This is a genomic window from Streptomyces sp. V3I8, from assembly GCF_030817535.1.
In the GTDB taxonomy this organism is placed as follows: Bacteria; Actinomycetota; Actinomycetes; order Streptomycetales; family Streptomycetaceae; genus Streptomyces.
In genome coordinates, this window is the sequence record NZ_JAUSZL010000002.1 from 3,782,608 (window position 1) to 3,795,481 (window position 12,874).

General features: G+C 71.6%; 12 protein-coding genes and 1 pseudogene. 8 read left to right on the plus strand and 5 right to left on the minus strand.

Features of this window, described 5'->3' with window-relative positions; genetic code table 11:
• Window positions 1-85: 85 nt before the first annotated feature.
• Window positions 86-2,515, minus strand: a complete 2,430-nt coding sequence (locus tag QFZ75_RS16535) for a tetratricopeptide repeat protein (protein WP_307537740.1) — start codon at window positions 2,513-2,515, stop codon at window positions 86-88.
• A 108-nt stretch (window positions 2,516-2,623) separates the two neighbouring features.
• Window positions 2,624-3,058 carry an ATP-binding protein gene (locus QFZ75_RS16540; RefSeq protein ID WP_307537742.1) on the minus strand — a complete coding sequence of 145 codons (435 nt, stop codon included), beginning with the start codon at window positions 3,056-3,058 and terminating at the stop codon, window positions 2,624-2,626.
• A gap of 113 nt (window positions 3,059-3,171) precedes the next feature.
• Here QFZ75_RS16540 and QFZ75_RS16545 point away from each other — a divergent pair, with 113 nt between their 5' ends.
• Genes QFZ75_RS16545 through QFZ75_RS16555 form a run of 3 tightly spaced genes read left to right on the plus strand, consistent with a single transcriptional unit; the run spans window position 3,172 to window position 4,758 of the window.
• Entirely contained in the window at window positions 3,172-3,981 is an 810-nt protein-coding gene (locus QFZ75_RS16545) for a helix-turn-helix transcriptional regulator (protein WP_307537744.1), read from the plus strand.
• Window positions 3,978-4,160, plus strand: coding sequence for a DUF397 domain-containing protein (locus QFZ75_RS16550; protein WP_307537745.1), 183 nt, complete (start codon window positions 3,978-3,980; stop codon window positions 4,158-4,160). The genes QFZ75_RS16545 and QFZ75_RS16550 overlap by 4 nt, the downstream gene beginning before the upstream one ends.
• Before the next feature lie 49 nt (window positions 4,161-4,209).
• Window positions 4,210-4,758, plus strand: a complete 549-nt coding sequence (locus QFZ75_RS16555) for an aminotransferase class V-fold PLP-dependent enzyme (protein WP_307537746.1) — start codon at window positions 4,210-4,212, stop codon at window positions 4,756-4,758.
• 422 nt (window positions 4,759-5,180) lie between these two features.
• Here the strand turns inward: QFZ75_RS16555 and QFZ75_RS16560 are convergent, their stop codons facing one another.
• Entirely contained in the window at window positions 5,181-5,816 is a 636-nt protein-coding gene (locus QFZ75_RS16560; protein ID WP_307537748.1) for an MBL fold metallo-hydrolase, read from the minus strand.
• A gap of 293 nt (window positions 5,817-6,109) precedes the next feature.
• Here QFZ75_RS16560 and QFZ75_RS16565 point away from each other — a divergent pair, with 293 nt between their 5' ends.
• The 5 genes and pseudogenes from QFZ75_RS16565 to sigJ all read left to right on the plus strand — a co-directional run bounded on the left by QFZ75_RS16565 (window position 6,110) and on the right by sigJ (window position 9,515).
• Window positions 6,110-6,475 carry a MarR family winged helix-turn-helix transcriptional regulator gene (locus QFZ75_RS16565; protein ID WP_307537749.1) on the plus strand — a complete coding sequence of 122 codons (366 nt, stop codon included), beginning with the start codon at window positions 6,110-6,112 and terminating at the stop codon, window positions 6,473-6,475.
• 152 nt (window positions 6,476-6,627) lie between these two features.
• A pseudogene (locus QFZ75_RS16570) lies at window positions 6,628-7,355 on the plus strand (IS5 family transposase); the annotation flags it as partial.
• On the plus strand, window positions 7,352-7,777 hold the full coding sequence (locus QFZ75_RS16575) for a hypothetical protein (protein ID WP_307537750.1): 426 nt from the start codon (window positions 7,352-7,354) through the stop codon (window positions 7,775-7,777). The pseudogene QFZ75_RS16570 and the gene QFZ75_RS16575, both read left to right, overlap by 4 nt.
• Entirely contained in the window at window positions 7,762-8,529 is a 768-nt protein-coding gene (locus tag QFZ75_RS16580) for an SDR family oxidoreductase (protein ID WP_307537751.1), read from the plus strand. Before QFZ75_RS16575 ends, QFZ75_RS16580 begins: the two co-directional genes overlap by 16 nt.
• A complete protein-coding gene (gene sigJ, locus QFZ75_RS16585; RefSeq protein ID WP_307537753.1) occupies window positions 8,526-9,515 on the plus strand; it encodes an RNA polymerase sigma factor SigJ in 990 nt (329 codons plus the stop codon). The genes QFZ75_RS16580 and sigJ overlap by 4 nt, the downstream gene beginning before the upstream one ends.
• Before the next feature lie 12 nt (window positions 9,516-9,527).
• Here sigJ and QFZ75_RS16590 read toward each other — a convergent pair whose 3' ends face one another.
• Window positions 9,528-10,100: a hypothetical protein gene (locus tag QFZ75_RS16590; RefSeq protein WP_307537754.1), complete on the minus strand. Its 573-nt coding sequence runs from the start codon at window positions 10,098-10,100 to the stop codon at window positions 9,528-9,530.
• A 111-nt stretch (window positions 10,101-10,211) separates the two neighbouring features.
• Window positions 10,212-12,797: a bifunctional FO biosynthesis protein CofGH gene (locus tag QFZ75_RS16595; RefSeq protein WP_307537755.1), complete on the minus strand. Its 2,586-nt coding sequence runs from the start codon at window positions 12,795-12,797 to the stop codon at window positions 10,212-10,214.
• Window positions 12,798-12,874: the final 77 nt, after the last annotated feature.

A 12,874-nucleotide genomic window follows, 5' to 3' on the forward strand; every position in this document is an offset into this window, starting at 1 on the left:
CTGCGTGCCGGTCCGCGGCCGGGCTGTCGTGCGCGTGCGGGCCGGTGGGGGCCGATCGCGCAGTTCCCCGCGCCCCTGAAAGGGCTCAGGTGTCCGGGGTGCCCCTCACGCGGGATCGCATCAGCAGGGCCCAGGGGTAGTCGGGGCGGAGTTCGAGTGCGCGGTCGAGGTCGGCCAGGGCCTCCTCGTCGCGGGCCAGTTCGTGGAGGGACGCTCCGCGGCTCGCCAGCGCCGAGGCGTAGTCGGGCAGGAGCGCGACGGCCCTGCCCAGCTCGGTGACGGCCTCCTCGAAGCGGCCGGCCAGGCGGTAGGCGTCGCCGCGTTCCGACGCGACCCAGGGCGCGTCGGGTGCGGCCCGGACCGCCCGGTCGAGGTCGGCGAACGCCTCGGCCTCCTCGCCCCGGGCGCGGCGCAGACGGGCCCTGCGCACCAGCGCCCACGGGTCGTCCTCCTCGATGCCGAGCGCCCGGTCGAAGTCGGCCAGCGCCTCGTCGTACCGCCCGAGTGCGTGCCGGCACACGGCCCGGCCGGCCAGCGGCCCGGCGGCGGCCGGGTCGAGGGCGACGGCGCGGTCGAAGTCGGCGACGGCCTCCTCGAAGCGGCCCGCCAGCCGGTAGGCCTCCGCGCGCCCGGCGATGATCCACGCGGTGCCGGGCGCCAGTTCGTCCGCCCGGTCGAGGGCGGCCAGCGCGGCCGGGAAGTCGCCCAGCAGGTGGTGGGTGAACCCGCGGCCGTAGTGGGCGCGGGCGAGCCGGGGGTCGAGTTCCAGGGCCCGGTCGTACTCGGCGAGGGCCTGCCGGTACTCCCCGGCGTGGCGCAGTTCCCTGCCCCGCAGGGTGTGCGCCAGGGCCCGGCCGGCCGTGTCGGGTCCGGGCCGGGCGAGGAGCAGGCCCATCGCCCCGGCGATGCCGGACCCGTCGTCGTCGAGGGCCTCGCCCAGCCGCGTACCCCACGCGCGGAGGTCGGGACTGTCCGCCGCGTCGCCCGCGTCCTCCAGCATCCGCGCCCAGCGGCGGCCGGCGACACGGTCCTCGCGGCAGGCCTCGACCAGTGCCCGCAGCGCCGCGCCGAGCGCCGCGGCGGGCCGGGCGCAGAGCAGGTGGTAGGTCTCCTCCAGGCGCAGCCCGTGCCACTCCTCGTCCGCCCACAGGTCGTCGCCCTCCCGCCCCTCCTCGGCCTCGCCCCGCCACCGCGCGAACGCCTCCGCCAGCCGTCGGTGCCGGGCGGCCCACTCGCGCGGGGACCGGCGTCGCTCCAGGCGCAGCATCGGCGCCCGTACGACGTCGTGGTAGCGCGTCCGCGTCCCGTGGACGCCGACGAAGGGGAGCCCGGTCAGCCATTCGTACAGGGCGTCGAGTTCGCCGTCCGGGCGGTCGGTGACCAGGACCCGGAACACGTCCGCGTCCACCTGCCGGGGCAGCGCGCAGATGCGGGCGACCTGGCGGCGGGCGTCGTCGGCCTCCCACTGCAGGAACCGTTTGACGGCGGTGGCGCTCGGATCGTCTACGTCGTCCGGGGCGCCGGGGCGGGCCTGCGCGAGCGTCGACACGAGGACGGGCAGGCCGCCGGTGAGGCGCAGCACCTCCTTGACGACCGGTTCGGCGACGACCCCCTTCCCGGCGAGGAGGCCGCGCGCCTCGGACTCGGTGAACGGCGCCAGCGACACGTCCGCCACGGAGCCCACGCCGCTCCAGCGGGCGGTGTCCAGGGGGCGCTGTCCCGCGGTGACCACCACGACGGAGGCGGGCAGCCCGCCGTCCGCCCCGTGGCGCGTGACCAGCTCGTACAGCCACGGGTCGAGGAACGGCCCGGTCCTCTCGTACGTGTCGAAGAACAGGACGGCCGACGCCGCGACCGACGCCGCGGCGGAGGCCGCCGTACGCAGTTCGCGCAGCAGGACCGGGGTGAGCACCCGCTCCGGGAACATCACCAGGTCGATGTCGTCGGGGTCACGGAAGCGGGCGCTCAGGCCGGTGCGCAGGCGGTCCGCGTGCTGGGCGAGCAGGTCGGCGGGGAGTGCGCCCGTGAGGAGACCGGCGCCCGGCACGACCGCTCCGACGGCCGCGAGGCCGAGCCCCACGGCGGTCCGGCTGCCGGCCGAGGGGCCCGGGGGCGCCCCCGGCTCCGGCGCGAGCGCCGCGAGGGCGGCGGCCTCCGCCTCGTGCCGCCGCTCCCGGTACACGGCCAGCCGCCGCTCCAGCTCCTTCAGCCGCCGCCCCTGCTCGGCGAACTGCCGCGCCACCTCGGCCATCGCCTCCGGCACGCTCCCGGCCCGTTCGTCGACGTACGCCGTCAGCGCGCCGCGTTCGCGTGCGAGGTGCCGCAACTCCTGGACGAGGTAGGTCTTCCCGACGCCGGCGGTGCCGTGCACGTGGAAGCGGAAGCGGCGCCGGACGTCCCCGACCGGGGCGTCGAGGTTCGCCAGGAACGCGGCCCGCTCGTCGTCGCGGCCCACGAACCCGGCCCGGTTGCCCTGCTGGATCAGCTCCTGCCACGACGCCCGCGCCCGCTCCACCGACCCGCCTCCACCCTGCTCCGGTGTCTCCGTCCACCCTCAGTGTGGATCAACCCGGCGTGCTCGGGCCAGGATTCGGCGAGTCGCGCGCTCCGGTCCGCGGACGGGTCACCCGGCCATGTGATCCGGTACCAGTTCGGCCCACACCGTCTTGCCGCCCGGGCCCGGGCCGTCCGTCACGCCCCAGCGGTCCGCGTACGCCGCCACGAGCAGCAGGCCGCGGCCGGACTCCTCCCCGGTCCCGGCCGGAGCCGGGATCTGCGGGAGCCGGTCGCCGCGGGCGTCGGCCACCGCGATGCGCAGGGTGCCGGTCCCGTCGAGGCCGAGCGTCAGTCTGAAGTCCCGGCCCGGTACGAGTCCGTGCAGCACGGCGTTGGACGCGAGCTCGGCGACGACCTGCTCGGCGGCACCGGAAGGCTGACCCCAGTCGGCGAGTTGACGTTCCGTGAGCAGGCGGGCGAGTCGGGCACCCCGGCGCGTGGCGGACAACAGCACGGTGAAGTGCCGTACGGGGGCGAAGGTTCGAGTGGTTCCTTGGTTCACGTCACTCAGCGTGGCCGGTTGTGATTACGCTGAACAGCGTCGAAGTCGGTACGGAGCGCGACTGTCCGGACACTGCCCGCAGTCGTCCGGTCCGTACGCGGGAGGTGGGCGGCATGGAGGACGAGGAGGCGGCGGCCGTGCTCAAGGCGGTCGGACGCCAGATCAAGGCGTGGCGCGAGGCCGCCGGGATGCGGCAGCCGGAGTTCGGGGCCGCGATCGGGTACGGCGAGGAGATGGTCTCGTCGGTGGAACGGGGACGGCGGGTCCCCAAGCCGGAGTTCCTGGACAAGGCCGACGAAGTCCTCGGCGCGGCCGGGAAGCTCTCCGCGATGAAGAAGGACGTGGAGGAGGCCCGCTACCCGAAGAAGGTCCGCGACCTGGCGAAACTGGAAGAGGAGGCCGTCGAACTGGGTTCGTACGCCAACCACTACGTGCACGGACTGTTGCAGACCGAGGGGTACGCGCGGTCCCTCTACACGATGCGGCGTCCCTCGTACACGGAGGACGAGATCGACCGGCACGTGAGTGCCCGCATGGCACGCCAGAGCATCTTCGAGCGTGTCCCCCGGCCGACGCTCACGTTCGTCCAGGAAGAGGTGACGCTACGACGGCCCCTCGGCGGCAGGATGGTGCTTCGGCAGCAACTCGAACGCCTTCTGGAGATCGGCGAGTTGAGGCACGTCGAGATCCAGGTGATGCCGACGGACCGCGACGACCACGCAGGCATGGGCGGACCGATCCGTCTGCTGAAGTTGCAGGACGGCAACACGGTCGCGCACGAGGAGGGGCAGACCTCCAACCGTCTGATCAGCGATGCCAGAGAGGTGCAGCCTCTCGAATTGCGCTATGGCATCATCCGAGCCCAGGCTCTCACTCCTCGGGAGTCGCTGATCCTCATCGAGAAGACACTGGGAGAGACATGACCGCCCTTGTGTGGTTCAAGAGCAGTTACAGCAGCAATGAAGGCCCTGACTGCGTCGAGGTCGCGATAGCCGCCGCGGACGCCACCGTCCACGTCCGCGACTCCAAGGACAAGGAAGGCGCGCGGATCGCCTTCGCGGACAGGTCATGGGCCGCCTTCGTCGGGGACTTCTCCGCGTAAGAAGCTCCTGGGCACCTGGACGGACAACGTCACCGATTGACTTCGGATCATGTCTTCTCCCACGGTCGCCTTCTCCGAGCTCTCGAAGAATTCGAGGCGTGTCGCCGAAACGCCCGACCGGACGCAGCGTGTGCACATCACGCGCCGGGACGGTGAGGACCTCTACCTGACGACCGCACGCCACGATCAGCAGCGCGAGGAGACGGCGGACATCACGGCACGGCTTCTACGCCTCTGGTTCTCCGGTGGGACGATCCAGGTCGCCGGCGCCGCGGGCGGGTGGCACCGCCTGGCAGACGACGAGACCGCCTTCGAGGACGGTACCCTCGACCTTTTTTCGATACCTGGTGTCGAAGTGGGCCCGGACTGGATCCGGTCGATCGGCATCGCCGCCGTTCACGACCATGTCACCGGCCTGGCGCGCCACCTGCTCGACGCTCTGCACTCGTTGCGGCACGCCAACGGCAGCCCAGCGCCAACGGGCAGCCCATGGCACACATCTACGGCCCGCCTGATACCGAAGGGCGAGGTGCGACCGTCAGCCTCAACCTGTTGGTCCCCGAGGCGATGTCATCGACGAACGCATCGTGAGCCGTGACAGCTCGGCCCTCGGTATCTCTCTGCGTACCGGCTGTTTCTGCAACCCGGGTGCCGGCGAGGCGGCGTTCTCCATCGACCCGTCGGCCCTGCGCGGCCTCGAACGCACCCGTGACGGCACCGTCGACGACTACCTCGCCCGCTCGGGCTTCCCTCCGGAGGCGCTGTGCGCTCTCGGCGGGTCTGTCGTCCAACCGGGCCGACGTCGACGCTTTCCGCACCTTCGCCGCCGACGCCTACCGCGACCGGATTCCTACGGCCGAGGGTCTCAGCCCGCGACTGCGCTGCTGAGGTTCCCGAGCCGCACCATGCTCGGCGCCGTCGAACAGGCCAGGGTCCGGCGGCGCCCTGCGCGTCCCGTCCCGCTCGGCGCTCGGCGCGCTCACCGCGGAAAGGGACCGCCAGGCCTGCTGAACGGCAAGGTCAGACCGTGATGCTCTCGCCAGCTGCGAGGGTGAGCAGCGGTGCCTCGGTCAGGGCGCCGATGAACTGTGCGAAAGAGGCGGCTTCCGCGTCGTTCAGGGTCAGGTCGTGGATTCGGACGGCGCGTGATGCCTTGGTGGCCCGCACGAAGTCGATGCCCTCACTGACCTTGGTCCACGGGCCGCTCGCCGGTACGAGCAGGGTTTCGACCGTGACGCCGGGCACGAAGTATGAGTCGCCGGGGTGGTAGACGTTGCCGTCGATCAGGTAGGCGACATTGCTCATGGGCGGCAGGTCGGCGTGGATGGCCGCGTGGCGCTCACCGAAGACGGCCACTTCGAATCCCGCGGCTTCGAAGCTGTCGCCGGCGGCAATCGCCACGACACGACCGGCGTGCGAACCCAGCTCGGTCGCCACGTTCGCGGGAGCCCACACCCGCAATGACGGCTGGGCGTCGAGAGCGGCGTTCAGAATGCCGGCGTCGAAGTGGTCGGGGTGGTCGTGCGTGATGAGCACGACTGTCGTGCCGGCCACCAGTTCCGCGGAGTTCGGTGTGTACGCCCCCGGATCGATCACCAGGGCGGAGCCGTCCTTGGTGAGGACGACGGTGGAATGGGTGTGCTTCGTGAGCTCCATGGTGGCCTTTCGGGGTGAGGTCCGGCCGGCTCCGTAGGCGGTTCCGCAGGGGCGAAGCCAGCTGCAATCATTTGACTAAGCAAGCGAAGTCTAATCAAATAAGTTGCCCAGTCAAGTGATCCTATAAGTGGGCGAGGCTGTCTCCCCCCGGTCGAGTAGGATCCGGCCATGGCAAAGACGGCGCGGCGGTCGTGATGGCTCAAGGAGAAGACCGTCAGACGTGGGACTCGTTCACCAGCGTGTTGGTGTGGTTGCCCGCAGCCCTCGACAATCAGTTGCAGCGTGATGCCGAGTTGACGCTCTTCGAGTACGGCATCCTGTGGGCTCTGTCCCAAGCCGACAAGCGCACCCTGCGGATGAGCGAGCTGGCGGTGGTGGCCAACGCCTCGCTCTCTAAACTGTCCCGCGCGGTCAGCCGCCTGGAACGCCGTGGGTGGGTAAATCGCGCACCGGATCCCGCCGACGGGCGCTATACCCTGGCCACCCTCAGTGACGCCGGACTGGACAAGGCCGTCGATGCCACCCCCGGCCACGTCGACGCCGTCAAGCGGCTCGTCTTCGACCAGCTCACCCAGACCCAGCTCCGTCAGCTGGGCCAGATCAGCAACCGGATCCTGCGCGCCGTCCAGGCGGAAGGCGACCGCCCGCCCCAGTCCTGACAGGCCGGGACATGCGTCGTCGTGCCCGTCGGCGCCCGTCCCGCCTGGCGCGAGAAGCGCTCCCGGCTCGGCTTGCCCGGTGTAGCCCGGGCTCTCACGAGCCGTGGTGCCGCCGGTGCGATCGCGTTGCGCCGGAGGCGTTCGGGAAGCGGCGCGCGGGAATCCCCTGGAAATACCTCCCGCATGACTTCCCGAGCCACGGCACCGTCTCTGCCTACTACGCTGCCTGGCGCGACGAAGGGTTTATTCGCCCAGCTCAATTACGACCTGACGGGACTGGCTCGCGTGAAGGAGGGGCGCAAGCCCGAGCCGATCGCCTCCGTGATCGACACCCAGAGCGTGAAGACCTCCAATAAAGTGCCTCTGACCAGCCAGGGAACCGATGGGGCCAAGAAGATCGTCGGAAGGAGGCGTGGCATCCTCACCGACACGATCGGCTTCATCCTGGCCGTGATCGTCACCGCCGTCGGCCTGTCGGAGAACGCCCTAGGAATTCGCCTCCTCAACCAGGCCAAGGAGAAGTCCTCGACCATTCGCAGGAGTTGGGTCGACACTGGCTTCAAGAACGTCGTCGTTGGGTACGGCGCCCGCCTCGGAACGGACGTCGAAGTCGTCGACAGAAACCCGGACGCCCGTGGGTTTCACGTTGTGAAAGGCGCTGGGTGGTCGAGAGCGGGGTATCGGTTGGATTGTGATGCACCGTCGTCTCGCCCGAGACTACGAGACCCTCACCACCAGCTCCGAAGCCGTGATCCACATCGCATCGGTCGACGACCTCGCCAGACGCATAACGGACGAGACCGTCATCCCAGAGACACCGAGTAGCGGGTCCGCCCGCTCACCTCACACTGTGCGGTGCCATTTCGTCATACGGGTATGAACACGAAAATCCGGTACGCCTGCCTCGGGTTCCTGGGTGTGACCGCGCTGTACACCGGGGTCTGGGCCTACTTCGCGCCGCGGGCGTGGCACGCGAGTTTTCCCGGGTTCGGGATGAGCTGGCTGCCGCAACTGGGGCCCTACAACGAACACCTCGCCAAGGACGCCGGTGCCATGTTCCTGGCGCTGGCGGCGCTGACCGCCGTCGCGGTCCGGTCCGTGCGCAACACCCGGCTCGTGCAGACGACCGGCGCCGCCTGGCTGGTCTTCAACGTGCTGCACCTCAGCTACCACACGCAGCACCTCGGCATGTACGGCACGCGTGACCAGGTCCTCAACGTCGTCCTGCTGTCGGCGCTGGTCCTGGCGTCGGCCGTTCTCCTCGTACCGGGAAAGGAAGGTTCGTCATGCGCGTCGCGGTAGCGGGCGGGACGGGGCTCGTCGGGCGGTACGTCGTCGAGGAACTGACGGCGGGCGGGCACGAGCCGGTGGTGCTCGCCAGGGCGCGGGGGGTCGATCTCGTCACCGGCGCCGGGCTGGACGCCGCGCTGGCCGGTGCGCAGGCCGTCGTCGACGTCAGCAATCTGCAGACCACCGGCGCGAAGACATCGATCGCCTTCTTCGAGAAAAGCGGGCGGAACCTGTCCGGAAGCGGCGCCCGGGCCGGAGTGCGGCACCAGGTCCTCCTGTCCATCGTCGGCCTCGAACGCGTTCCCTTCGGCTACTACCAGGGAAAGCTGCGCCAGGAAGAGGTCCTGGCGAAGGACGGGGAGGTGCCGTGGACCGTGTTGCGGGCCACCCAGTTCCACGAGTTCGCCCAGCAGGTCCTCGAACGGGTCCCGGGGCCGCTCGCCGTCGTGCCCCGAATGCGTACGCAGCCCGTGGCGGCCCGTGAGGTCGCCCGGCACCTCGTCGGGCTCGTCCTCGGTCCGCCGCGGGGCATGGCGCCCGAACTGGCCGGGCCGCGGGTCGAGGAGATGACCGACATGGCCCGCCGGCTGCTGCGGGCGCGCGGGCAGCGGCGGTTGCTGCTGCCGGTGAGGCTGCCCGGCAGAACCGGTACCGCCATGGCCGGAGGCGGCAACCTGCCGACCGGTCCCGGGCCCCGGGGCACCCAGACCTTCGACGCCTGGCTGGCCGAGAACGCCGTGCGCGACGGCGCGAAGGAAGGATGAGTTGCTCCGTGTCCACCTCGTCCAGCGGCCCCGGCCTGGGGTCCCTCATGGCCGAGCGGCGCCGGCTGCTCGGGCTCGGGTACCGGATGCTCGGCTCGGTGCAGGACGCCGAGGACGTCGTACAGGAGACGTACGCCCGCTGGTACGCCCTGTCCGAGGCCGAACAGGAGGCGATCGACACGCCGCTGGCCTGGCTGACCCGGGTCGCCTCGCGGATCTGCCTCGACCAGCTGGCCTCCGCGCGGGTGCGCCGCGAGCGCTACACCGGCGAGTGGCTGCCCGAGCCGGTGAGGGGCGACACCGGTGTCTGGACCAGCGTGAGCGACGCACGTGGCCAGGGCGGCGGCGACCCCGCCGACCGGGTCACGCTCGACGAGTCCGTGAGCATGGGCATGCTCGTCGTCCTGGACTCCGTCACACCCGCGGAGCGTGTCGCCTTCGTCCTGCACGACGTCTTCGGCGTGCCCTTCGCGGAGATCGCCGAGACCGTCGGCCGCTCCCCCGCGGCCTGCCGCCAACTCGCGTCCTCCGCGCGGCGGCGCCTCGCCGAACGGCGGCCCGCCGCGGTGACGACGACGGAGCACCGGCGGGTCGTCTCCGCGTTCCTCGACGCGTGCGGGACCGGTGACCTCGACGCGCTCGTCGCGCTGCTCGATCCGGCGGTCGAGGCGCGCAGCGACGGCGGCGGCCGGGTGCGGGCGGCGCTGCGCCCGATCGTCGGCGCGGACAAGGTGGCCCGCTTCCTCCTCGGTCTCCTGCGCAAGGAGCCGGGGACGGAGGTCGTGGAGGAGGACGTCAACGGCTCCCCCGGCGTCACGGTGCGCATCGCCGGGGCGACCGTCGGCGTGGTCGGGGTGGGCGTGCGCGGAGGCCGGGTCAGCGATCTGTGGCTCGTGGTCAACCCGGACAAGCTCCACGCGTGGACCGACACCGAGGCGGATACGGAGGCGGACACCGACGCGGATACCGACGCCGGTTGCGGCTGAGGAGGCCGGGGACTACTTCACGACCGCGACCGTCGTCCCCGCCGCGCCGAACTTCCACACCGCGTCCCCGTCGGCCGCCTTCATGCGGACGCCGCCCGTCGTCGCGCCCGAGGCGGGCGGCGGCGGGGAGGAGCCGTCCACCGCGTTGGAGAAGGCGACGTTCACGCCGGACGCGACGGCGAAGTAGACGATGTTCTCGATCTCCACGCCGTCGCTGCCGGTGGCGGCCTCCCGGCGGGTGCCGACCGTGTAGGTGCCGGGCGCCGGGCCCACCGTCCCCGGCCACACCTTGAAGGTGCGCCGGGACGCGTCGCTCGCGTCGACCAGCCACACCCGGCGCTGGCCGAGGGAGTAGACGATGCGGCGGCCCGTTCCGGAGCCGTCCGGTACGGCGACCGGCGCGGACTCCTCGGGCGGGGCGGAGGGCTTGGCGCTCGCGGAGGCGCTCGGCTTCGGGCTCGCCGACGCGGTCGGCTGGGGTCCGTTCTCGGCCTTGACGGCCAGCACGGCCACCAGCACCAGAGCGGCGGCGGTCAGACCGGTGACCCAGGCCCACGAGGGAGGCCGTCGGGCAGGCACGGGCACGCAACTCCTCAGCTCTGACTCACCCCGTCGCAGGGTGCGATCATCCTACTCCGACGGGGAAGACGCCTCGGAACCGGCGGACACCTGACACGACCCGATGACACGACCGGATCACTCCAGGACCGGCAGCAGCTCCGGCAGGTGCCCGTCCGACAGCTCCGCCGCCCGCTGCCGCTCCTGCGGCACCGGCCCGTACAGCGTCGTCCGCGGCTTCGCCGGGCGACCCGCCGCCTCCGCCACCGCGACCAGGTCCTTCACGGACTTGTACGAGCCGTAGCTCGATCCCGCCATACGGGAGATGGTCTCCTCCATCAGCGTCCCGCCCAGGTCGTTGGCGCCGGACCGCAGCATCTCGGCCGCGCCCTCCGTGCCCAGCTTCACCCAGCTGGTCTGGATGTTGGGGATGTGCGGGTGCAGCAGGAGGCGGGCCATCGCCATCACCGCGCGGTTGTCGCGGGTCGTCGGTCCCGGCCGGGCGATTCCCGCCAGGTACACCGGCGCGTTGGTGTGGATGAAGGGCAGGGTGACGAACTCCGTGAAGCCGCCCGTCCGCTGCTGGATCCGGGACAGCGTGCGGAAGTGGCCGAGCCAGTGACGGGGCTGGTCCACGTGCCCGTACATCATCGTGGACGAGGACCGGATGCCCAGCTCGTGCGCGGTCGTGATCACCTCGATCCAGGTCGCCGTCGGGAGCTTGCCCTTGGTGAGGACCCAGCGGACCTCGTCGTCGAGGATCTCCGCCGCCGTGCCGGGCATGGAGTCCAGGCCCGCCTCCTTCGCGGCCGTCAGCCACTCCCGGATGGACAGGCCGGTGCGGGTGGCGCCGTTCACCACCTCCATCGGCGAGAAGGCGTGCACGTGCATGCCCGGCACCCGCTCCTTCACGGCGCGGGCGATGTCGAAGTAGGCGGTGCCCGGCAGGTCGGGGTGGATCCCGCCCTGCATGCAGACCTCGACGGCCCCGACGTCCCAGGCCTGCGCGGCGCGGTCGGCGACCTGGTCGAGGGAGAGCGTGTACGCGTCGGCGTCGGTGCGGCGCTGCGCGAAGGCGCAGAAGCGGCAGCCGGTGTAGCAGACGTTGGTGAAGTTGATGTTCCGCGTCACGATGTACGTGACGTCGTCGCCCACCATCGACCTGCGGACGTCGTCCGCGATCCGGCAGAGCGCGTCGAGCGCCGGCCCGTCCGCGTGGAGGAGGGCCAGCGCCTCGTCGTCGGTCAGGCGGGTCGGGTCGTCGGCGGCCGTCGCGAGGGCGGCACGTACGTCGGTGTCGATGCGCGACGGGACCATGCCGGGCGCCGCCGCCTCCCGCAGCGCCTCCCAGTCGCCGTACACGTGGTCGTAGTCCTCGCGCCGGTCGGCGGTGCGCCCCTCGGTGTCGATGGACGCGTGCAGATCCGTACGCCCCGACGACGTGAACGCCTCCTCGGGCTCCTGCCACGGATGCCCCTCGACGACCGCGTCCGGCACGGCGAGCCCGGTCTCCGGGTCGGCGAGCGCCCGTACGTGCGGGAGCAGCCGCGGGTCCAGCCACGGCTCGCCCCGCCGTACGAACTCCGGGTAGACGCAGAGGCGTTCGCGGAGCGTGAAGCCCGCTTCCGCGGACTGCTCGCGCAGCAGGTCGATCTGCGGCCAGGGGCGTTCGGGGTTGACGTGGTCGATGGTCAGCGGTGAGACGCCGCCCCAGTCGTCGATGCCGGCGCCGATCAGCCGCGCGTACTCGGAGTCGACCAGGTTGGGCGGTGCCTGGAGGCAGGCGGCCGGGCCCATGATGTGGCGGGCCACGGCGATCGTCGCGACCAGTTCGTCCAGCTCGGCGTCCGGCATCCCGCGCATCGCGGTGTCCGGCTTGGCGCGGAAGTTCTGGATGATCAGCTCCTGGACGCCGTGGTAGGCGCGGGAGACGCGGCGCAGCGCGAAGAGGCCGTCCGCGCGCTCCTCGTACGTCTCGCCGATGCCGATCAGGAGGCCGCTGGTGAAGGGGACGGAGGAGCGGCCCGCGTCCTCCAGGACCCGCAGCCGGACCGCCGGCTCCTTGTCCGGGGAGCCGTGGTGCGGGCCGCCGGGCTCGGACCAGAGCCGGGTCGCGGTCGTCTCCAGCATCATGCCCATGCTCGGCGCGACGGGCTTGAGCCGCTGGAAGTCGGTCCACGACATGACACCCGGGTTGAGGTGGGGCAGCAGGCCCGTCTCCTCCAGGATGCGGATCGAGATGGCCCGTACGTACGCGATCGTGTCGTCGTAGCCGTGCGCGTCGAGCCATTCGCGGGCCTCGGGCCAGCGGTCCTCGGGTTTGTCGCCGAGGGTGATCAGGGCTTCCTTGCAGCCCAGTTCGGCTCCCTTGCGGGCGATGTCGAGGACCTCGTCCGGGGACATGAACATGCCGTGCCCGGCCCGGCGCAGCTTGCCGGGGACGGTCACGAACGTGCAGTAGTGGCACTTGTCCCGGCACAGCCGGGTGAGCGGGATGAAGACGCTCTTCGAGTACGTGATGACACCGGCGCGGCCCGCCGCCTCCAGGCCCGCGTCACGCACCCGGGCGGCGGACGTCGTCAGGTCGTCCAGGTCGGTGCCGCGCGCCTGGAGCAGCACGGCGGCCTCGGTGACGTCGAGGGCGACGCCTTCGCGGGCGCGTTTGAGGGCGCGACGCATGGAGTTCTCGGTGGGCCCGGTTCCGGAGGTCGCGGAAGTCGTCATCCTTCGAGCATACGATCGTGGTGACCAGGCACTACCGGTGTGCCGCGTCACAGCCGGCACGCCGGTGGCACGCCCGT

Coding starts and splice junctions, on each gene's coding strand:
- QFZ75_RS16580 (WP_307537751.1), top strand. CDS start 7,762: ATGCGCGTCGCGGTAGCGGGCGGGACGGGGCTCGTCGGGCGGTACGTC.
- QFZ75_RS16545 (WP_307537744.1), top strand. CDS start 3,172: ATGGAGGACGAGGAGGCGGCGGCCGTGCTCAAGGCGGTCGGACGCCAG.
- QFZ75_RS16550 (WP_307537745.1), top strand. CDS start 3,978: ATGACCGCCCTTGTGTGGTTCAAGAGCAGTTACAGCAGCAATGAAGGC.
- QFZ75_RS16595 (WP_307537755.1), bottom strand. CDS start 12,797: ATGACGACTTCCGCGACCTCCGGAACCGGGCCCACCGAGAACTCCATG.
- QFZ75_RS16555 (WP_307537746.1), top strand. CDS start 4,210: ATGTCTTCTCCCACGGTCGCCTTCTCCGAGCTCTCGAAGAATTCGAGG.
- sigJ (WP_307537753.1), top strand. CDS start 8,526: ATGAGTTGCTCCGTGTCCACCTCGTCCAGCGGCCCCGGCCTGGGGTCC.
- QFZ75_RS16560 (WP_307537748.1), bottom strand. CDS start 5,816: ATGGAGCTCACGAAGCACACCCATTCCACCGTCGTCCTCACCAAGGAC.
- QFZ75_RS16575 (WP_307537750.1), top strand. CDS start 7,352: ATGAACACGAAAATCCGGTACGCCTGCCTCGGGTTCCTGGGTGTGACC.